Below are 21,422 nucleotides of genomic sequence, written 5' to 3'. Positions count from 1 at the left end.
CGAATAAAATATGAAGAAAAAAATCATCTGTGCTTTTGCTTTGTTATCGTTTGGGTTTGCATTTTCACAGGAAACCAGTTCTAAAATTTTTGGAAGATTAAAGGGAATTTCTTCCGAAGTTACAGTAAAGGTAATACACCTTCCTACTAATAGTACCTTTGAAACGAAAAGCAACAGCAAAGGGCAGTTCAGTTTGGATAATCTTCAGCCGGGAGGACCTTATAAAATTGAAATTTCTGACGGATCACAGGTTATTTATGAAAATCCGAACCTGCAGCTTTCTCTAGGTAGTAATGATTTACCCGTAGTAGATGTAGGAAGTAAAGAAAAAACAATTGATGAGGTGAAAATTACTTCTAAAAAGACCACTGCAAAATATGGGGTGGGAATCAGCCAGGCTCAGATTTCCGGCCTTCCGAATATCAACCGTGGAATTCAGGATGTTACGAAACTGGTTCCTCAGAGTGCTAACAACTCTTTCAACGGGACCAATTTCCGATACAATAATGTGACGATAGATGGTTCTATTAATAATGATGCTATTGGCTTTAGTCCTTCACTAGGCGGGCAGACGGGGAGTTCAGGGATGCCTGGAAGCAGTACGCGTTCCAATTCTATAAGTCTGGATGCCATTCAGGATGTACAGGTTTATATCGCTCCATATGATGTGAAGCTCGGAAATTTCCTTGGAGGAAGTATCAATGCGGTAACACGAAGCGGGAGTAATGATGTAACAGGATCTATCTATGCTTACGGAAGAAATGCTGCGATCACGGGTAACAACAGAGTAGGCGATAACTCTAAAATGCCCAAAGATTTTGAAGATTTTATTTATGGTGGAAGAGTAGGTCTGCCGATTGTACGGGATAAAGTATTCCTGTTTACAAATCTGGAATATACGAAAAGAACAGATCCGGTATTCTATAATGCCAATGATCCGGGAGCACTAGTCAATGAGCAGGTGGCTCAGCAGATTTCAGATTTTGTACGAAATAAATATGGTTTCAATGTGGGAAGCTTTAATCAGTACAATAATTTCTCTGAAAGTTCTAAACTTTTCAATAAGTTAGATTGGAAAATTAATGACAAGCATACTTTATCCATTAAAAACAATACGGTATTTTCACAAGCGTCCAATCTTGAAAGGGATGGGGCCAACTTTAGGTTCTCCGGTATGGACTTCATTCAGAAAAATACAGCATCTACTACCACACTTGAATTGAAAAGCCGTTTTAATGATAAATGGAGCAACAATTTAGTCGTAGGATATTCTTCCATTCATGATTATAGAGATCCTACTTCCGGCAATGCTATGTTTCCACAGGTTGAAATTGCTTATAATGGAGGAACAATTCTGTTGGGAAATGACAGAGAAGCTACTGTCTTCAATATGAAACAGAAAACGTTTGAAATCACAGATAATCTTACTTATAAAAAAGGAAATCATACTTTCTTATTAGGAACTCACAATGAGTTGTACAATATTAATTATGGTTTTGTAAATGCGCTGAATGGAAGAATTTCCTATAAAAATTTGACCGATTTTTATAACGGGACGCCTGCAAGGATAAGAGGAACTTACCCTTTTAACGGAGACAGCAGGCAAACGCTTTTTGATAATCCGTATGCACAGTATAAGGTGAATCTGCTCTCCCTTTATCTTCAGGATGAAATCAACTGGGGAAGAGTAAGACTTTCGCCGGGAGTAAGAGTAGATTATACAGATTTACCGAATAAACCACAGTCGAGTCCATTGGTCAACAATTCTCCTCAGGATCCTAACTATGGAAATACCTATAGTTATACTCCGCTGAGCCAGCTTACGAATAACTACCTGAATAAACCAACCTTCTCTCCAAGACTTGGATTTACCATTGATCTTACAGAAGACAGATCGATGGTGCTAAGGGGAGGATCTGGAATTTTTGTGGGAAGAATTCCGTTTGCCTGGTTAGGATATGCTTATTATAATGATGGAGTTGGTTTTGGAAGTTATGACTACAATGCACCTACTGCAGGACAGCTTGCGGCTAACGGAGATCCTTTAGTGAGTTCCAACTTCCCAAAATGGCAGAATTCTTCAAAAGTACAGGTTGACCTTGTTGATAATAACTTTAAAATGCCAAGAGTATGGAGAAGTTCCTTAGCTTTTGATTATACTCTTTCAGGATATAAACTGACTTTGGAAGGTATTTATACAAAAGTGTTGTATGATCTGAAATTCCAGCAGGTAAATAAGACGGATAATGTAACGTATTACAGCTATGATGTGAATCATGAGATGCCAATCTATACAACAAACATCAATAGTAATTTTTCCAATGCTTATCTTTTATCCAACACTAAAGAAGGGTACCGCTACAACCTGACGGCTCAGCTGTCAAAGTCGTATAACTTCGGATTCAATTTCTTTGTGGCATACACTTACGGTGATGCTAAAGATATTACCAATGGTATCAGAAACTCCATGGAAAGTAACTGGCAGATGAACCAGTCTCTGACTCCCAATGATCCGAAGCTGACCACTTCTAACTTTGCCATCAAAAATAGAGTGGTAGCCAATCTTGGATATACCTTTACTATTTCTGACTCCAACAGGTTATATACCAACGTATATTTCAATGCACAATCAGGGAATCCTTTCTCTTGGGGATTTGTGAATAGTACTATTGCCAATACAGGACAGGCTGCGGGACTTGCCTATATTTTTAAAGATGCCACAGAAGCTTCCAAATATATTGTTCCTATAAAAGATGCTGCAGGAAACGTAGTGGTCACTGCCCAGCAGCAGATTGCAGACTATGAAAACTTTGTCAACAGCAATGATTATCTGAAATCCAGACGAGGGAAGTTTACGGAGCGAAATGGTGATGTTACCCCTTGGAATATTCAGGCAGATATCAGAATTATGGATGAAATCAGATTGAGTCCTAAGTCTAAGAACAATATTCAGATCTCATTGAGTATCATCAATTTTACCAATCTGCTAAACAAAGATTGGGGTAAAGTATACTTTGTACCTAATACCTTCAATTCTACAGCGAGTGTCGGGTTGACAAAAGTGGGAAATGTAGCAACAGGACAACCTTCAGCGGGAGATCCTACCTACAACTTTAAAACACCTGGTTTGCCTTATACCATAGATCAGTTTGCCTCAAGATTCCAGGCGCAGCTGGGTGTTCGGTATAATTTTTAATAACACTTTTATTTTACTTCATATAATTCTTTTTCAAAGGTTCGGATTTTCTTTCCGGACCTTTTTTATGAATGATAAATGGTAAAGGATGAAAGATGATTTTTGAATGTAAAATAATATCAATTTATTTTTTTAAAATATTCAATGAATAAGCTATTTTGTTTTAATAATCAGTGGATTATGAGAAAAGCAATTACATGGAAGTTGTAATTATTCCATAGAAATGGGCTTTAGCCCGTTTTTACAAAAAAAATCATCCAGCGGCTTTAGCCAAAACTTATCAACATTATAAGAATCATCTGTGAGAATCTGTTGACAAATAAGCAAAACTATTATATTGAAAACGACAAAAGCACACCTTTCGGCATGCTTTTGTAAATATAGCGTGTTTATTACTTGGTCCTATGCCTCGCAGCTTGAGCATGATACGAAGTTAACCATCATTTCTTTTGAAACAGATGAACTTCTTTGGTAGTAAAGCGTTTTTACTCCTTTTTTCCAAGCTTCAATATAAAGGTAGTTTACATCTTTTACAGGCATTGTAGAAGGAATCTGAAGATTCAGTGACTGCGCCTGGTCAATGTATTGTTGTCTCTGTGCTGCCTGAGAAATAACCTCCATTGGAGAGATTTCTTTGAATGTTTTGAATACTGCCTTTTCTTCAGGAGAAAGCTCATTCAGGTGCTGTACAGATCCGTGGTTCAACATGATTGTTCTCCATGTTTCTTCGTTATCCAATCCTTTTTCTTTTAATAATTTTGCCAGGTATTTGTTCTTACGCATAAAGTTTCCTTTAGCAAGACCTGCTTTATAATAGTTTGAAGAGAAAGGTTCGATTCCCGGAGAAGTCTGTCCTAAGATTGCAGAACTTGAAGTGGTAGGAGCGATAGCCATTGTTGTGGTGTTTCTTAACCCATATCCTTTCAATACTTCCGGCTCTCCGTATATGTTGGCAAGTTCTCTTGAAGCCTGCTCAGCCTGTTCTTTAATATGTCTGAATGCTCTTGCATTGAATTGAGTTGCCTCAAAGCTTTCAAACGGAATCATATTTTTCTGTAAATAAGAGTGGTATCCTAAAACTCCTAGTCCAAGAGCTCTGTGACGCATTGCAAAAGTTCTTGCTCCCTGCAGGTAATAGTTACCCTCAGTTTTATCAATAAACTCAGATAAAACAGCATCCAGGAAGTATACCGCTAGTTTTACAGCATCTGTATCTTTCCATTCGTCATACAGTTCAAGGTTCATAGAAGACAGACAGCAGATGAAAGATTCTTCCATAGTAGACGGAAGCATGATTTCAGAACAAAGGTTACTTGCATTCACCGTCATTCCTAGGTCTTTATACACCTGAGGTTTATTTCTGTTCACGTTGTCTGTGAAGAAAATATAGGGAAGACCTTTTTGCTGGCGGCTTTCCAATACTCTTGCCCAAACTTTACGCTTCTCCATATCACCATCTATCATATCCTGCATCCAGTAATCCGGAACACATACTCCGGTAAACAGGTTCTGAATAGGGCTACCAATATCTTTAATGGATAAAAATTCTTCAATATCTCCGTGGTCAATATCTAAGTAAGCTGCAAAAGCTCCTCTTCTTACACCCCCTTGCGAAACAACATCCATAGCCGTATCGAAAAGCTTCATAAATGAAACTGCTCCTGAAGATTTTCCGTTATCAGTTACCGCTGTACCTCTGTTTCTCAATTCACCAAAATATCCTGAAGTTCCTCCTCCGATTTTAGTCTGCATGATTACTTCTCCCATTTTGTGAGTAATCCCTTCAATACTGTCTGGAATATGGGTGTTAAAGCATGAGATAGGAAGACCTCTTTCTGTTCCCATATTAGCCCATACAGGAGAAGAGAAACTGATCCATCCTTTCGTGATCATTTCTTTGAATGCCTGTTGAAGTTCCGGCTTGTATAATCTTTTTGCAGCAGCAGTGGTAATTCTGTCGATCGCTCCGTCTACCGTTTCACCTTTCAACAGATATCCTCTGTTCAGCATTTGCTCAGACTCTTCATTGAGCCACCATATATTTGAATTTTGCTCTTCCATAGATGTTATATTTTCGAATTCCGGAATGAGAGAATCACTCCGGAATTTTGTTTTTTTATATTATTGATTGTAAAATTTCTACTTTGTGGGAACCGTTCAGCCCGCTTTCATCTCTTAATCTCTGAAATTCTTTAAAAGATGGAACATTCAAAACCTCATGCTGAACTTCTTCATTGATGTAGTTTGAATAATGTACAAAAGTAACACCATCTTCTTTTACATAGACTTTATACTCAAAGGTGGAAGGATCTATATTTTTGAAGTCCTCCAGAAACTTTTGGATATTAGTTTTGTTGTTCGGAACAAATTTGGGGTTTACCGTATAGGTTACTATTACATTGATCATCTTTTTATATTTGTGCTTTATTAATGAACAGTATTCCACTAAATGGTCAGTAAGGAATAGGTCCTGATACTGACTGCTTTGACGCTCGCTTCGCTCGCGCCTCAGTATTAAAACAAATCGTTTGCTGTAATACTCTTATCGTGCTTCGTATAGTCTACAGGTCTTTTTGCAAAGAAATCATCTAATGAATTCGCGAAAACTTCTTCTTCGAACCATACCATTGGTTTGTATTGTTCCGGAGTAATGTTATATCTTGTTTTCATATTGATTTTTTTCAAACTGTCGTCTACACGGTACTTCATGAAGTTTAACAGATCTTCTTTAGAAACATTGTCGATTTCTCCCAATTCGAAGATCCAGCTAAGGATATCTCCTTCTCTTGCGATAGACTCATCTACTAACGTGTAGATATCTTCGATATCGCTGTCTGTTAATAAGTCAGGCTGCTCCTCACGGATTTTGTTGATCAGATAGATTCCTGCATTAGCGTGAATCTGCTCATCGATTGAAGTCCATGCGATGATATTGGAAACGTTCTTCATGAATCCTTTAAACCTTGTGAAAGAAAGGATGATGGCAAATTGCGAGAAAAGAGAAACGTTTTCCACCAAAATACTGAACAACAATAATGCTGAAACATATTCTTTTGGAGTGGCAGAATTAGCATGCTTTAAAGCATTTCCAAGAAATTCTATTCTTCCTTTTACGGCAGGAATTTCGATTACGTTAAGGAATTCGTCATTATATCCTAATACCTCTAATAAACGGGAATATGCTTCAGAATGACGAAACTCACATTCTGCAAAAGTAGATCCTAATCCATTGAATTCCGGCTTTGGTAGGTGGTTGTATAAATTTCCCCAGAATGTCTTTACAGACACCTCGATCTGTGCAATGGCTAAGAGCGCATTTCTCACAGCATGCTTTTCATGTGGTTCCAACTGCGAATGAAAATCCTGAACATCTGCAGTAAAGTCCACTTCCGAATGCACCCAGAACGATTTGTTGATGGCCTCTACAAATTGAAGCACCTCCGGGTATTCAAATGGCTTATAACTTACTCTTTTATCAAAAATTCCCATATTAAATATCTTTATAATTAAATAATTTAGATCTCTGTGGATAACGTTCCGGAAATACTTAAGTTTTTGTTTGTCTGCAGATTGTGAATTGAAGTTATTCACTTTTGCAAATCCATATTTCTTGTAAAGAACTAATGACAAAGTTCGAAAAAAAGAACTGATTTTGAAAGGGGTAAATACTAATCGTCTGACTTTTAGCCGGAAAAGTTTTCCACATTTACATGGAACAGGCTCGAATAATAGGCTAGACCGCAATATTGAGGATAAATGGGTACAAATACCTAGTTACAGTTAAACAGGAAAATGTAAAATGTTATAAATAAAGGATTAATGTATTAAACAAAAAAATATTTGAATAAATTTTTATTCTTGTAACAATTTGAAAATATCATCTACTTATTGGGTATAAAACATACATCACTTAATGTTAGTAATTCAGGATTTAAATAAGTCATACGATACAGGGAAAAGCAAACTTCATGTTCTTAAAGGAATTAATCTGAATATTTCTGAAGGAGAGTTTGTTTCTATTATGGGAAGTTCCGGTTCGGGAAAATCTACGCTTCTTAATATTATTGGGATTCTGGATGAAAAAGATACAGGAACTTATGAATTGGATGGTGTTCCTATTGAGCATTTATCTGAAATAAAAGCCGCAGAATACAGAAGTAAGTTTTTAGGATTTATTTTTCAATCTTTTAATCTTATCAATTATAAAACAGCTTTGGAAAACGTAGCGCTTCCTCTGTACTATCAGAATGTACCGAGAAAAGAACGAAATCAGAGAGCGATGGAATACCTGGAGAAAGTAGGGCTTGCACAATGGGCAGATCACCTTCCCAGTGAGCTTTCGGGTGGACAGAAACAGAGAGTGGCTATTGCCAGAGCTTTGATTACGAATCCAAAAGTAGTATTGGCAGATGAACCTACAGGAGCATTGGACTCCAAAACTACTCATGATATAATGAAACTTCTTCAGGATATCAACAACGAAGGAAGAACAATCATCGTTGTAACCCACGAGCCCGATGTTGCTGCACAAACCAAAAGAAATGTAATACTGAAAGACGGGATTATTGAAAGTGACGAGTTTATTAAGCAGATTGTGCTTTAGGAATTTGATAATTTGAAAATGAGATAATTTAAAAATTTAATGATTCGGTTTTAATCTTTAAATTTTTCAATCTTTTAATACCAATAAAAAATGTTTGACCTAGATCGTTGGCAGGAAATATTCAGTTCGATCCGTAGTAATGTACTTCGGACAGTACTTTCAGGGTTCACAGTAGCTTTGGGACTGTTTATTTTTATTGTACTTTTTGGAATTGGAAAAGGACTTCAGAATGCTTTCTCTGAAGGGTTTTCAGGAGATGCCAAAAACCTTATTTCCATTACCACAGGGAAAACTACATTAGCTTATAAAGGATTGCAGTCAGATCGTACTGTTACGTTGAATAACAATGACTATGATTTTCTTATTAATACTGATAAGAAAAATGTAGGAGCTTCAAGTCCAAGATATAATGCCAGCTTAATGGTGAAGTACGGAAAAGAAAGCGGAATTTACCAGGTACATGGAGCGGAACCGGGTGAACAGATCATTGAAAACCGGAAGATGATTGACGGGAGATACATTACCCCCCGGGACTTGGCAGGAAAGCAAAATGTTGCAGTTATTGGAAGGATGGTGCAGAGAGATTTGATTAAGAACGGAAGTCCTGTAGGAAAGGAGCTTGATATCAACGGAACCATGTTTAAGGTCGTAGGAGTATTTTCCGATGATGGAGGAGATTGGGATGAAAGACATATTACAGTTCCTATTACGACTTTGCAGCAAATGAAAAAAGGGTCTGATACCGTGAGTATAGCTTATATTTCTTACAGTGACAAGCTGACTCCTGAGCAGGCTATCAAATATGGAGATGAATTAAAAGATAGATTAAAATCAAGAAAAAATGTTTCTCCTGATGATGAAAATGGGGTACGCGTCTGGAACAATGCCAAAAACATGAACGATACATTCGTTTTTATGGCAGTGCTTACAGCGATTGTTGGATTCATTGGATTAGGGACATTACTGGCCGGAATTATCGGGATCAGTAACATTATGGTGTATATCGTAAAAGAAAGAACCAAAGAGATAGGAGTGCGAAAGGCGATTGGTGCAAAACCAAGCGGAATTGTAGGCTTGATTGTTCAGGAAAGTGTTGTGATTACAGTGGTTTCCGGGCTTATCGGAGTTGGAGTAGGGGTTTTGGCATTAAGTCTTATTGGCAATAGCCTTGAAGAGTTCTTTATTAAAAGCCCAAGTGTAGGATGGGGAGCTATTCTAATGGCATTCATTGCACTGATCTTTTCAGGATTAATTGCAGGATTTGTTCCAGCATACAGAGCTTCAAGAATTAAGCCGATCGAAGCACTAAGAACAGAATAAAGGATAGGCTAAAAGGCGAAGAAAAATATCGTCAGATAAAACAAATTGATAGAATTCATAATTTATAACATATAATTCAAAAAGGTGAATATCATATTTAAAAAAGATACTTGGCAGGAGATCTATTATTCATTGAGGAATAATAAACTCCGAACATTTCTTACCATGATTGGTGTAGGATGGGGGATGTTTTTGTATGTAAGCCTTCTTGGAGCAGCAAAAGGGATGGAGAATGGTTTTGATAAACTATTTTCAGGTTTTGCAACCAACTCAATCTTCCTTTGGGCACAGAAAACCTCTATTCCCTATGAAGGATTTCCGAAAGGAAGAGAAGTTCACCTGAAGCTCACCGATATGGAAATGCTGAAAAGGAAAGTAACAGCCATAGATTATATATCACCCCAAAATGCCAGAGGAAGCTTTACCGGAACACCAGGAGAAGCTATGTCCAGGAATGGTAAAAATGGAACATATTCACTTACAGGAGACTACTCTGTAGGAAATAAAATTTCAGAAAAAAAACTGATCTTTGGACGCTATATCAATGATGCAGACGTTTCCGGAAATAAAAATGTAGTAGTGATCGGGGAAGAAATTTATAAGAACTTTTTTGATTCCAAGAAAAAGGAAAACCCAATTGGACAGTCGATCAATATAAAAGGATTATTCTTTAATGTCATTGGAGTATTCCGTGTAAAAAAAGGAGGCGGATTTGAAAATGACCAGACTGCTTTCATTCCACTTTCTACGTATACGAAAGTGTATAATGCGGGAGATCAGATTGATATGTTTGCTATTGTAAGTAAGCCCAATGCTAATGTGAACTCAGTAGAAGAAGATGTAAAGCAGGTTCTGAAAACAAAGAACAAAGTTTCACCTGAAGATACGAATGCTTTCGGGAGTTTCAATTTGGGGAAAGAATTTAAAAAACTGACAGGCTTTCTTACAGGAATGCAGCTGTTGACCATTATAGTAGGAACATTAACGATCCTTGCAGGCGTAATTGCTATTTCCAATATCCTGTTGATTACAGTAAAAGAAAGAACGAAGGAGATTGGAATCAGAAGAGCGTTGGGAGCGAAACCGGCTGAAGTACGAAATCAGATTTTGCTGGAAAGTGTTGTGATCACACTCTCCTCGGGATTATTAGGCTTTATGTTTGGAATCTTTGTGCTGATGATATTAAATGCAGTCACCCAGGGCCAGGATTCATTCCCTTTCTATAACCCGACGGTCAACTATGGAAATGTATTTGCAGCTATGGCAGTAATGGTGATTTTAGGACTGATTATCGGAATGATCCCTGCGCAGAGAGCGGTAAAAATCAGACCGATTGAAGCATTAAGAACAGAATAATTAATTTGAAAATAAAACTCATTTGAACGTTTTAAAATAAAGAGGAACAGGTTCTCAACAGTCTGGCTGGATGAATCTTTTAATTTTTAAATCATTCAATCTTTTAATAAAAAATAAACTATACATATGAAAAAGAAATTCACTTGGAAAAAAGCCATTTATATAGTGTTGGGGCTTTTCTTTGCAGTGGCATTGTTCTCAGGGATTAGCTATCTTGTAAAATCTAATTCTAAAGAAAGTGAAGCTTTCCTTACCCGTAAACCTTCCGTTCAGAACATGGATGATAAGGTAATGGCTACAGGAAAAATAGTTCCCAAAGAAGAAATTGAAATTAAGCCCAATATTGCCGGGATTATAGATAAAATCTTAGTAAAAGAAGGAGATAAGGTAGAAGTGGGGCAACTGATTGCTACCGTGAAAATTGTTCCAAGTATCTCTGAAGTAAACGCTGCTCAGCAGGAAGTTCAGAATGCACAGATTCAGATCAGCAATGCACAGATGAACGTAGGAAATATGCAGAAGCAGTTTGAAATGCAAGAGAAATTGTACAAGCAGGGAGTAGCTTCTAAACAGGAGTTCCTGAATTCTCAACAGCAATTGTTTTCTCAACAGCAAACTCTTAAAAATTCTCAGCAGCAATTGAATACGGCTCAAAAAAGATTACAAATTGCTAAGACAGGAGCAACTCCTGAACTTCAGGGACAGGGATTAGCTACTACCGAGATCCGTTCCAAAGCTTCAGGTACCGTACTTGAAGTTCCTGTAAAAGCGGGAAGCCAGGTGATTGAAGCTAATAACTTCAACGCTGGAACAACTATTTGTTCAGTGGCAGATTTGAACTCACTGATCTTTAAAGGAGAAATTGATGAAGCACAAGCTGGAAAGCTAAGCCAAGGTATGGATATGAACATCGTGATCGGTGCATTACAAAATAAAACATTTCCTGGAAAACTGACGATGATTGCTCCTAAAGGAAAAGATAATGCAGGAACTATCAAATTCCCGGTAGAAGGAAATGTAAGTAATCCTAATAATGACTATATTAGAGCTGGTTTTTCTGCGAATGGTGAAATTGTTTTGAGTTCTCAGAAAAATGCACTATTATTGGATGAGTCTTTGGTTCAGTATGAAAAGAAACAAGGTAAAGACGTTCCTTTTGTAGAAGTAAAACAAAAAGACGGAAAATTCAAAAAAGTATATGTGAAACTTGGAGCGAGTGACGGTATCAACGTTCAGGTTCTTCCAGGATCAAATATTACAAAAGACACTGAAGTGAAAGTTTGGAACCCGTCCGATAAAGACAAAGAAGAACTAAAAGAAAAGTCTAGCAAGAAATAATAAACTACACTATACACTTTTAAACTGTGAATCCCGGAGGAATTTTTTCTCCGGGATTCTTTTTGCATAAAGCTTTTGCTAATGCTGTGGACATCTAAATTCTTAACATTGAATCGAGAAGTCATTTAACAAACATCAAATAATTTCCTACATTTGATGTAAACATCAATTGAAAAATGTGCCGATACGCTGTAAAAACTTATAAATCACACTATGTATGCTTTAAATGCCGAAAATCATTTAAACAACCTGATATAGATGATATTTTACGACGGATTAAAAAAGAAAAAATATACCACGAACCAGATGGGGAATCGATTCGTAAAGTAGGACCTGTTTTTACAAAAACAAAAACAGAAGAATTAAAAGAACTCGTTTCAGAGATAGGAAGCAGAAGTATAAGATGTCCTGAATGCAGAAATATAATGGCCGACCTTGGAAAAGATTTCAAAGCTCCTAAAAAAACGGCAGTAAAGGAATGGAAAATTGTAGAAAGTCTTTTTAAAACAGGAAAGTGCTTTCATAGCTGTGGTTGCGATGGGATAGGATATATTCCCAAAAATACAAAAGACTATGCAATTTATTTGAAAACTATATTACAGACATATGAAGAATATTTGATTTCCTATCAGAATATGTCTATAATAGAATGTCCCGATAAAAATGAAAGAATTAATTACTGGTCTGAAAATATTCAAAAGGTAAAAACTGAAATTATTGACAATAAGTTTGAGACGGTATGAAAATGTAATATAAAATAGGTTCAAAATGTCTTAATTTTAAATTAAAACAATACCCCATGAAAAAAGACTATTGGATTTTATTTCTTTTCATTATTGCAAAATTTGTACTTCAGTATGTGTTGATCAGCCCAGAATATGAATTGCAGCGGGATGAATATTTACATCTTGATCAGGGTAACCATCTTGCATGGGGCTACCTCTCTGTTCCTCCTGTAAGCTCATGGATTTCCTGGCTCATAAAAATATTGGGTAATTCCGTGTTTTGGATCAAATTTTTTCCGACATTATTTGGAGCATTAACAATGATTGTTGTCTGGAAAGCTATAGAAGAATTGAAAGGGAATCTTTTTGCTTGTACATTGGCATCTTTTGGATTGCTATTCTCCGTTTTACTTCGTTTGAATATGCTGTATCAGCCCAACTCACTGGATGTTCTTCTATGGACCGCTTTTTTCTATATCCTGATCAAATATGTCAGTACAGAAAGTATAAAATGGCTTTATTGGGGAGGAATTATTTTCGGAATTGGTATTTTAAATAAATACAATATAATTTTTCTTGCAATGGGTTTTATTCCTGCGATTTTAATGACAAAGCAAAGAAAAATCTTTATAAATCCGCATGCTTATGGAGCAGTACTTCTTGCTTTAATAATCGTTTTACCCAATCTTATCTGGCAGTATCATAATGGATTCCCTGTGATTCACCATATGAAGGAGCTTTCTGAAACCCAATTGGTCAACGTCGATAGATTTGATTTCCTTAAATCCCAGCTTCTGCTCTTCATTGGGGTGGCCTTTGTAATACTTTTTGCATTGTATGCCTTGCTATTTTATAAGCCCTTTTCTAGATTTCATTTTTTCTTTTGGGGCTATGTGATAACAATAGGATTGTTTTTATTTTTCAAAGCAAAAGATTACTATGCCATTGGACTTTATCCTATTTATATAGGTTTTGGAGCTGTTTATTTAGGCAATATTTTACAGTCAGGATGGAAGAAGTTTCTTAAACCTGTTTGTATTTTGCATCCGATAATTCTCTTTATACCTATATACAATATCGCATTTCCTAATAAAAGCCCTGAGTTTATTGCCAGTCACCCTGAATCTTATAAAAAGTGGGGCCTCTTGCGCTGGGAAGATGGAAAAGACCATGCCTTGCCTCAGGACTTTGCAGATATGCTGGGCTGGAAAGAATTGAGCCAAAAAGTAGATGAAAAATATTCTACATTGGCAAAATCCGGCAATACGCTGGTGTTATGTGATAATTATGGCCAGGCTGGAGCTATTAATTATTACTCGAAAAAAGGAATAAAGGCTGTGTCATTCAACGCAGACTATATCAACTGGTTCGATTTGAGTAAAAAATATAAAAACCTCATTAGAGTTAAAGATCGTCCGGAAGGTGAACTTGAAGAAACAGGACCTTACTTTGAAAATTCCTCAATAGTAGGATCGGTCACCAATCCTTATGCAAGAGAAATAGGGACTACCATTTTTAGTTTTGAAAATGCAAAAATAGATGTCCGAGAAAAAATTCAGGATGAAATTGATGAAGATAAAAAGCAATGGAAATAGTATTCCATTAAGTTCTATTGGTTGAAAAACTTTGATAATAGTTGCTTTCACTTTGAAAAAGGAAATTTGATAAAATATTATTGCAACTTTATTGCATTAATGAAAATTATCTTAACTTTGCACTATCAACTATCAACTATCAACTATCAACTGAAATATGGAAAACAAAAACTTTGATGTCATTATAATAGGAGGGAGCTATTCAGGATTATCCGCAGGAATGTCTTTAGGGAGATCTCTAAGAAATGTTTTGATTATTGACAACGGAAAACCTTGCAACAGGCAGACCCCTCATTCGCATAATTTTATTACCCACGATGGAAAGATACCGGCAGAAATCGCTCAGCTGGCAAAAAAAGATGTTGAAAAATACAAAACGGTCAAGTTTTATAACGGAACTGTTGCAAAAACAATAAAAACAACTGAAGGTTTTGATGTTGAAATATCATCCGGTGAAAAATTTCATACTAAAAAACTGATTCTGGCATCTGGGATAAAAGATATAATGCCGGATATCCCAGGATTTGCAGAATGCTGGGGAATTTCTGTTTTACACTGCCCCTACTGTCATGGCTATGAAGTGAAAAATGAAGTAACCGGAATTCTTTCTAACGGAGATATGGCCTACGAATTTTCAAAACTGATTTTTAATATGACCAAAAATCTTACATTATTTACCAATGGAAGGGCTACACTTACGAATGAGCAAATCGAAAAACTGAATCAGAATAAAATCGCTCTAAACGAAGATGAAATTACAAGAATAGACCATGAAAACGGCTCTATTCAAAAAATAGTTTTTAAAAATGGGAAGGAGATTGCTTTACAGGCTTTATATGCCAAAATTCCTTTTGAACAAAATATAAATGTTTCTGATGACCTGGGATGTGAATTGACAGAGCAGGGATTTATTAAGATAGACATGATGCAAAAAACAACTATTCCAGGAGTTTTTGCCTGTGGAGATAATGTGACGATGATGCGTTCCGTAGCGAATGCTATTGCACAGGGTAATTTTACAGGTGCTGTGGTGAATAAAGAACTGTCGGATGAAGAATTTTAATGGCTTTCTTATCATAAGGTTGTTGAAACTTTATAAAACCACAAAAGTCACAAAACCTTTCATTTTAAAACACTTTAGTCCACTTAAGTAAGTTGAAATGACTCCGCAGAAAAGTTCACATAAGATGAAAATCAAAGATTTTTATAAAACTTAGGGGCATTATATGCATAAAGCTTGAGCCTAAAAAACTTAAGTGTTTAAACTTTTGTGTCTTTTATGGTTAAAATAATCATTACAAAAGTTGGCATGGCCTCCATATAAAAGCAGGTATTTTTTCATTTTTAGCGGTTAAAAATCTTTTTTTTGATATAGAAATCTCGACGAAATTTCCGTACATTTGGGGTGGAAATTTCAAAAACTAAAAGTAAAATGGATATTATTTTCGACCTGATTGAAAAAGAAAGACAAAGACAAACTCATGGATTAGAGCTTATTGCATCAGAAAACTTTGTTTCTGAAAACGTGATGAAAGCGATGGGAAGTGTACTGACAAACAAATATGCTGAAGGATATCCCGGAAAAAGATATTACGGAGGATGTGAAGTCGTAGATGAGGTTGAAACTTTAGCAATCAACAGAGCAAAAGAACTTTTCGGAGTAGACTATGTGAATGTTCAGCCACACTCTGGTTCTCAGGCGAATGCAGCCATTTATCTTGCAGTTTTGAAACCTGGTGATAAGATCATGGGGATGGACCTTTCAATGGGAGGACACCTTACTCACGGTTCAGCAGTGAATTTTTCCGGTATTCAATATAATGTAGTTTCTTACGGAGTTCAGCAGGAAACAGGTCTTATCGACTATGACCAAATGAGAGAAGTAGCACTAAGAGAAAAGCCGAAAATGCTTATTGCTGGTTTTTCAGCTTATTCAAGAGATTTAGATTATGCTAAATTCAGAGAAGTTGCAGACGAAATTGGAGCTACACTTTGGGCAGACATCGCTCACCCGGCTGGTTTGGTAGCAAAAGGATTATTAAACTCTCCATTTGAACACTGTCATGTAGTAACTACTACGACTCATAAAACCTTAAGAGGTCCAAGAGGAGGGATGATCATGATGGGGAAAGATTTCGAAAATACATATGGCCACAAAACTCCAAAAGGAGAAATCAAAATGATGAGCCAGGTATTGGACGGAGCAGTATTCCCAGGTATCCAGGGAGGACCACTTGAGCATGTGATTGCCGGTAAAGCGGTTGCTTTCGGTGAAGCTTTGGATGGTCAGTTCGAAACGTACGCAAAACAAGTTAAAGCAAATGCTCAGGCACTATCAAAAGCGATGATTGACAGAGGTTTTGATATCGTAAGTGGTGGCACAGACAATCACTTGATGTTGGTAGACCTTAGAAATAAAGGAGTAAATGGTAAAGAAACAGAAAAAGCATTAGTGCTTGCTGATATTACCTGCAACAAAAATATGGTTCCTTTTGATGATAAATCACCATTCACAACATCTGGTATCAGATTAGGAACTGCTGCAATTACAACAAGAGGACTTAAAGAAAATGATATGAATACTATTGCAGAATTAATTTCTGAGGTGGTAGACAATATCAAAAATGAAGAAGTTCTTACATCAGTAAGAAAGAAAGTTAACGAATTAATGGAAGGTAAAGCTTTGTTCAATTATTAACAAGCACTCCAATATTATATAAAGAATGAGCAGTCTGCTCATTCTTTTTTTATACAAAATGGAAAAAAAATCTTACACTTTCGAGGAAATCAAACAGAAACTGGTCAATTACTGTGTTTACCAGGACCGCTGCCATGCAGAAGTGGAACAGAAGATGAGAGAGTTTCTGCTTATTGAGGAAGCAAAAGAAGAAATTATTTTATATCTCCTAAAAGAAAATTTTCTGAACGAAGAAAGGTTTACGCGAAGCTATATCAGAGGAAAGTTTTATATCAAACACTGGGGCAGAACCAAAATAAAAATGAATCTGAAGCAAAAACAGATTTCCGAGAGACTGATCAATTCTTGTTTTGATGAGATATATGAACCTGATTATGAAAAGACGATCAGAAAGATTTTTGAGGATTATTATTCCAAACAAACCGGCTTGAAAGAATATCAAAAAAAAGCTAAGACAATAAAATATTTGATGAGCAAAGGTTTTGAATATGAGAAAATAATTGATATTTTTGACTGAAAATAAAATATCCCAGCACAAAAAATTGAAAGAAAATAAAATATGGTTATCCCCTCCCCACATGGGCGGAAACGAATTAAAATATATACAGGAAGCCTTTGAAACAAATTGGATTTCTCAATATGGAAAGAATATAGATGAGTTTGAAAGAACACTGGAAACTTATTTAGGAAATAACTCATTTGTAACAGCTTTGTCATCTGGTACTGCTGCAGTACATCTCGCATTAAGGTTACTGAATGTTGAGGAGGGTGATTTTGTAATATGTCAGTCATTCACTTTTGTAGCTTCAGCAAATCCCATTCTTTATCAAAAAGCAATACCCATATTTGTTGACAGTGAAAAGTCTACATGGAATCTGTGTCCTGAAGCAGTGGAAGATGCCATTAAATATTGCCTGAAAATAGGTAAAAAGCCTAAAGCTATAATTGCAGTTTCTTTATACGGAATGCCATTTATGGTTGATGAAATATTAGAAATATCCAGGAGATATGAAATTCCAATTATAGAAGATAGTGCAGAAGCTTTGGGAAGTAAATATAAGAATAAACTTTGTGGAACTTTTGGAGACCTCTCTATTATTAGTTTTAATGGGAATAAAATTATCACGACATCAGGCGGAGGTATCTTGATATCTCAAAAGAAATCTGTTAAAGATAAGATTCTTTATCTTGCAACACAAGCCAAAGAAAATAAAGACTATTATAGCCATTCTGAAATAGGATATAATTATAGGATGAGCAATATTTCAGCGGGAATAGGAAGAGGGCAATTGGAAGTTTTGGAAGAAAGAATTTTAAAAAGGAGAGAAAATCATAATTTTTATCAGAAAATTTTTAAAAAAATTGAAAATATAAATTTATTAGCAGAACCAGATGAAAAATACTTTTCTAATTATTGGTTAAGTACTATCATTATTGAAGAAAATAATATAGATATTTCAAAAGAAAATTTCAAAAGAAAATTTTCAGAAAATAATATAGAAACCAGATATTTATGGAAACCAATGCATTTACAAACACTTTATGAGAAAAATAAATTTTTTGGAAGTAATGTTTGTGGTATGCTTTTTGAAAAGGGTTTATGTCTGCCATCAGGAACAAATTTAACTGAATGGGAAAAGGAAAAGATAGCAGCTATCCTTAAAAGGTATGTTAATTAAAATTTATTGTGAAAATCTATAGAAAAGATGGGATTTTATTTTAATTTTGCAGAGCTACTAAAATTAATAACCAAGATCGTACTGTATTAAATAATATATGAATACAAATAATGACAATGTATAAATCTCTTAGGAAAAAAATATTTGGAGGAGATAATGTTGTCAATCTTTCAGATGTAAGGTATCTTCCCAGATGGATAGTACTTATAATAGATATTGTTATTCTGGGTATCTCGTTGTTTCTTTCAACATATATCATTGAAAAAATTACACGAAGTGAGTTTATTTATCACGAAAATAAAAGTATTGTTTTTGCTTTTATATTCATAGTAAATGTGACTTTCATGTATCTTTTTAAAACTTATGCAGGGATTATAAGGCATTCTACTTTTATAGACCTTTTTAAACTTTTGGTATCATGCTTCTGTACTATGTTTACAGTTGGCACCATAAATATTTTCTATTTCTGGACTTTTGGAAGTAAAATTATTCTTACTCCTTACCTGATTCTGTATTTTATTATTTCTTTTATGGGATTATTTCTCTTTAGACTTTATGTTAAAGAATTTTTTCATATTGTTAGGGAATATAGACGAAGTGCATTGAAAAAAAGAATTTTGGTATTGGGAATTGATGAGCAATCAATTGCAATTGCACGTGCTATCCTAGATAATCCAAGTTTGCCTTATCAGGTAGTAGGTTTTTTGACTCAAAGGACAGACTCCAAAAGAGCTTCCTTATTAGGGAAACCTATTTATGAGAAACAAAGAATAGAGCAACACACAAAGGATGATCTCCTTATTGATGGTGTCCTTATCGTTAAAGAGATGATGGCAAGAGATGAGGTTAATTCTTGGGTAAACTTATTTTTAGAAAAAGACCTTAATGTTTTTAAAGCACCTTCAGTACAAAAACTGAGAGATAGTGATTTGGGAGGTTCTATTAAAAATCTACAGATTGAAGATTTGTTGAATAGAAAACCTATTAAAATTCAGAATGAAAAAATTAAAAGCAGGCATTTTGAACGAACTGTACTGGTAACTGGGGGAGCAGGTTCTATAGGAAGTGAGATTGTAAGACAAGTCGCATTGGTTAATCCGTCTTTGATTGTTGTATTGGATCAGGCAGAAACACCGCTTTACGAATTTGAGCTTGAGATGAGAGAGAAATTCCCTTACATTGCATTCAAATTTGTTTTAGGGGATGTTTCAAATCAACACAGAATGGAATCTCTATTCCAGTTCTATAACTTTTCAATGGTTTACCATGCTGCTGCGTATAAACATGTGCCTCTGGTAGAAGAAAATCCACATGAAGCTATTTTTGTTAATATATTAGGATCGAAGATCGTTGCAAAACTATCAAGCAAGTATAATGTGAACAGATTTGTGATGATATCTACTGATAAAGCAGTAAACCCAACAAATGTAATGGGAGCCTCTAAAAGAGCAGCAGAGCTTTTTGTACAATCGCTTCAGAATTTAGAAGGAAATACAACCAAATTTATTACAACCAGATTTGGAAATGTATTAGGCTCAAATGGATCAGTGATTCCACATTTTAAAAAACAAATTGAGGCAGGAGGTCCTGTAACAATTACCCATCCTGATATTGTAAGATATTTTATGACCATTCCTGAAGCCTGTGAATTGGTTCTTCAGGCAGGGACAATGGGTGAAGGAGGTGAGATTTTTGTTTTTGATATGGGAGAACCGGTTAAAATATTAGATCTTGCTAATAGGATGATAAAGCTTTCTGGATTTGAACCTAATATAGATATTAAAATAGTTTATACAGGTCTAAGGCCAGGAGAAAAATTGTATGAAGAGCTTTTAAGTGATAATGCGAAAACACTCCCAACTCATAATGAGAAAATTATGATATCAAAAGATCCATCAATAGGATTTGACGAAATAGATTTGCTAACAAAACAAATAACTAAAGCTTCTTTACGAAGAGATAAAGTAGATGTTGTAAGACTTTTAAAGACAATTGTGCCAGAATTTAGGAGTAATAATTCCATATATGAGGCATTAGATAAGTAGAGAAATATAAATGTATATTTGTACAATTTTAAGATATAATGAAAGGAAAAATATTGGCAGTAGTATTAGCATCCTCTTTAGTGGTTTCCTGCAAAGTTAATCCCAATGCTAAGAATGATTTAAATTATATGCAGAATATAGAGCAGGTGGCTATTAATGCTTCTGCTAAAAATTCAGGCAATACAATCCAAATTGGTGATCAGCTTATAATTCTTATCACAGCAAAAGATACGGATGTTGTAAAACCTTTTAATCAAAACTATTCTTCATCTGAGTTTATTCAAACCAATGCTTTAGCAGGTGGAAATACTCCAAATCAGGGAGCTTTGACAATTTCAGGACCTATGTATATTGTAGATACTAATGGAGATATTGATTTTCCAATTTTGGGGAAAATAAATACATCAGATAAAACTTTAGTTGAACTTAAGAATGAGCTAAAGGATAAAATGACAAGATATGTTATTAATCCAACAGTCAATATGAGACTTGCTAATTTTAAAGTAACTATTCTGGGTGAAGTAAATAGACAAGGAGACTATACAATCACAAATGGACAAGCAACTATTTTAAATGCATTAGGTCTTGCAGGTGACCTTACCAGTTATGGTAAAAGAAATGATATTTTAATTATAAGAACAGAAAATGGAGTGGTTTCACATGGTCGTATCAATCTTTTAGATGCTAATCTTATTAATTCTCCTTACTATAATCTTAAGCAGGGGGATGCAATTGTTGTTTCTTCTAATAACACTAGAGATCTCATGGCAAAACAAAATCCAAACACCGGTCTTTACCTGACAGGAATTTCCATTGCTGTAACAGCGATAGCAGTAGTAATAAGTTTATTTAATAAGAAATAAAAAT

At 35.4% G+C, this 21,422-nt stretch carries 16 protein-coding genes; 13 read left to right on the top strand and 3 right to left on the bottom strand.

Annotated elements, in window-relative coordinates; all coding sequences use genetic code 11:
• Nucleotides 1-10: 10 nt before the first annotated feature.
• A complete protein-coding gene (locus AC07UM_RS06915; RefSeq protein WP_494681815.1) occupies nucleotides 11-3,196 on the top strand; it encodes a TonB-dependent receptor in 3,186 nt (1,061 codons plus the stop codon).
• 402 nt (nucleotides 3,197-3,598) lie between these two features.
• On the opposite strand, the gene AC07UM_RS06910 is transcribed toward AC07UM_RS06915, so the two are convergent.
• The 3 genes from AC07UM_RS06910 to AC07UM_RS06900 all read right to left on the bottom strand — a co-directional run bounded on the left by AC07UM_RS06910 (nucleotide 3,599) and on the right by AC07UM_RS06900 (nucleotide 6,685).
• A complete protein-coding gene (locus AC07UM_RS06910) occupies nucleotides 3,599-5,257 on the bottom strand; it encodes a ribonucleoside-diphosphate reductase subunit alpha (RefSeq protein WP_494681814.1) in 1,659 nt (552 codons plus the stop codon).
• A 55-nt stretch (nucleotides 5,258-5,312) separates the two neighbouring features.
• On the bottom strand, nucleotides 5,313-5,603 hold the full coding sequence (locus tag AC07UM_RS06905) for a hypothetical protein (RefSeq protein ID WP_494681813.1): 291 nt from the start codon (nucleotides 5,601-5,603) through the stop codon (nucleotides 5,313-5,315).
• Nucleotides 5,604-5,710: 107 nt separating this feature from the next.
• Nucleotides 5,711-6,685, bottom strand: a complete 975-nt coding sequence (locus tag AC07UM_RS06900) for a ribonucleotide-diphosphate reductase subunit beta (RefSeq protein ID WP_103233559.1) — start codon at nucleotides 6,683-6,685, stop codon at nucleotides 5,711-5,713.
• Nucleotides 6,686-7,109: 424 nt separating this feature from the next.
• Here AC07UM_RS06900 and AC07UM_RS06895 point away from each other — a divergent pair, with 424 nt between their 5' ends.
• The 12 genes from AC07UM_RS06895 (at nucleotide 7,110) to AC07UM_RS06840 (ending at nucleotide 21,418) form a co-directional block, all read left to right on the top strand.
• Nucleotides 7,110-7,799: an ABC transporter ATP-binding protein gene (locus tag AC07UM_RS06895; RefSeq protein WP_494681812.1), complete on the top strand. Its 690-nt coding sequence runs from the start codon at nucleotides 7,110-7,112 to the stop codon at nucleotides 7,797-7,799.
• 90 nt (nucleotides 7,800-7,889) lie between these two features.
• Nucleotides 7,890-9,119, top strand: a complete 1,230-nt coding sequence (locus AC07UM_RS06890; protein WP_103233551.1) for an ABC transporter permease — start codon at nucleotides 7,890-7,892, stop codon at nucleotides 9,117-9,119.
• 84 nt (nucleotides 9,120-9,203) lie between these two features.
• The gene (locus AC07UM_RS06885) at nucleotides 9,204-10,475 is read left to right on the top strand and encodes an ABC transporter permease (protein ID WP_124534410.1); all 1,272 of its coding nucleotides are present in this window, start codon (nucleotides 9,204-9,206) and stop codon (nucleotides 10,473-10,475) included.
• Nucleotides 10,476-10,601: 126 nt separating this feature from the next.
• Nucleotides 10,602-11,813, top strand: coding sequence for an efflux RND transporter periplasmic adaptor subunit (locus AC07UM_RS06880; protein ID WP_494681811.1), 1,212 nt, complete (start codon nucleotides 10,602-10,604; stop codon nucleotides 11,811-11,813).
• Nucleotides 11,814-11,989: 176 nt separating this feature from the next.
• Nucleotides 11,990-12,556, top strand: coding sequence for a hypothetical protein (locus AC07UM_RS06875; RefSeq protein WP_494681810.1), 567 nt, complete (start codon nucleotides 11,990-11,992; stop codon nucleotides 12,554-12,556).
• Between the two features lie 56 nt (nucleotides 12,557-12,612).
• On the top strand, nucleotides 12,613-14,133 hold the full coding sequence (locus AC07UM_RS06870; RefSeq protein WP_494681809.1) for a glycosyltransferase family 39 protein: 1,521 nt from the start codon (nucleotides 12,613-12,615) through the stop codon (nucleotides 14,131-14,133).
• A gap of 157 nt (nucleotides 14,134-14,290) precedes the next feature.
• Nucleotides 14,291-15,196, top strand: coding sequence for an NAD(P)/FAD-dependent oxidoreductase (locus AC07UM_RS06865; protein ID WP_494681808.1), 906 nt, complete (start codon nucleotides 14,291-14,293; stop codon nucleotides 15,194-15,196).
• Between the two features lie 369 nt (nucleotides 15,197-15,565).
• Nucleotides 15,566-16,831, top strand: coding sequence for a serine hydroxymethyltransferase (gene glyA, locus AC07UM_RS06860; protein WP_494681807.1), 1,266 nt, complete (start codon nucleotides 15,566-15,568; stop codon nucleotides 16,829-16,831).
• Between the two features lie 58 nt (nucleotides 16,832-16,889).
• Nucleotides 16,890-17,348, top strand: coding sequence for a regulatory protein RecX (locus AC07UM_RS06855; protein WP_494681806.1), 459 nt, complete (start codon nucleotides 16,890-16,892; stop codon nucleotides 17,346-17,348).
• Between the two features lie 61 nt (nucleotides 17,349-17,409).
• A complete protein-coding gene (locus AC07UM_RS06850) occupies nucleotides 17,410-18,510 on the top strand; it encodes a DegT/DnrJ/EryC1/StrS family aminotransferase (protein WP_494682289.1) in 1,101 nt (366 codons plus the stop codon).
• Nucleotides 18,511-18,626: 116 nt separating this feature from the next.
• Nucleotides 18,627-20,555, top strand: a complete 1,929-nt coding sequence (locus AC07UM_RS06845; protein WP_494681805.1) for a polysaccharide biosynthesis protein — start codon at nucleotides 18,627-18,629, stop codon at nucleotides 20,553-20,555.
• A gap of 38 nt (nucleotides 20,556-20,593) precedes the next feature.
• Nucleotides 20,594-21,418 carry a polysaccharide biosynthesis/export family protein gene (locus AC07UM_RS06840; protein WP_494681804.1) on the top strand — a complete coding sequence of 275 codons (825 nt, stop codon included), beginning with the start codon at nucleotides 20,594-20,596 and terminating at the stop codon, nucleotides 21,416-21,418.
• Nucleotides 21,419-21,422: the final 4 nt, after the last annotated feature.

The organism is Chryseobacterium sp. GW821-FHT04C04, from assembly GCF_059420365.1.
This window is presented reverse-complemented; position numbering and strand designations above follow the sequence as displayed.

Bases quoted from the DNA above. Each gene is read 5' to 3' on its own strand.
- AC07UM_RS06915 (WP_494681815.1), top strand. From the start codon at position 11: ATGAAGAAAAAAATCATCTGTGCTTTTGCTTTGTTATCGTTTGGGTTT.
- AC07UM_RS06910 (WP_494681814.1), bottom strand. From the start codon at position 5,257: ATGGAAGAGCAAAATTCAAATATATGGTGGCTCAATGAAGAGTCTGAG.
- AC07UM_RS06905 (WP_494681813.1), bottom strand. From the start codon at position 5,603: ATGATCAATGTAATAGTAACCTATACGGTAAACCCCAAATTTGTTCCG.
- AC07UM_RS06900 (WP_103233559.1), bottom strand. From the start codon at position 6,685: ATGGGAATTTTTGATAAAAGAGTAAGTTATAAGCCATTTGAATACCCG.
- AC07UM_RS06895 (WP_494681812.1), top strand. From the start codon at position 7,110: ATGTTAGTAATTCAGGATTTAAATAAGTCATACGATACAGGGAAAAGC.
- AC07UM_RS06890 (WP_103233551.1), top strand. From the start codon at position 7,890: ATGTTTGACCTAGATCGTTGGCAGGAAATATTCAGTTCGATCCGTAGT.
- AC07UM_RS06880 (WP_494681811.1), top strand. From the start codon at position 10,602: ATGAAAAAGAAATTCACTTGGAAAAAAGCCATTTATATAGTGTTGGGG.
- AC07UM_RS06875 (WP_494681810.1), top strand. From the start codon at position 11,990: ATGTGCCGATACGCTGTAAAAACTTATAAATCACACTATGTATGCTTT.
- AC07UM_RS06870 (WP_494681809.1), top strand. From the start codon at position 12,613: ATGAAAAAAGACTATTGGATTTTATTTCTTTTCATTATTGCAAAATTT.
- AC07UM_RS06865 (WP_494681808.1), top strand. From the start codon at position 14,291: ATGGAAAACAAAAACTTTGATGTCATTATAATAGGAGGGAGCTATTCA.
- glyA (WP_494681807.1), top strand. From the start codon at position 15,566: ATGGATATTATTTTCGACCTGATTGAAAAAGAAAGACAAAGACAAACT.
- AC07UM_RS06855 (WP_494681806.1), top strand. From the start codon at position 16,890: ATGGAAAAAAAATCTTACACTTTCGAGGAAATCAAACAGAAACTGGTC.
- AC07UM_RS06850 (WP_494682289.1), top strand. From the start codon at position 17,410: ATGGGCGGAAACGAATTAAAATATATACAGGAAGCCTTTGAAACAAAT.
- AC07UM_RS06845 (WP_494681805.1), top strand. From the start codon at position 18,627: ATGTATAAATCTCTTAGGAAAAAAATATTTGGAGGAGATAATGTTGTC.
- AC07UM_RS06840 (WP_494681804.1), top strand. From the start codon at position 20,594: ATGAAAGGAAAAATATTGGCAGTAGTATTAGCATCCTCTTTAGTGGTT.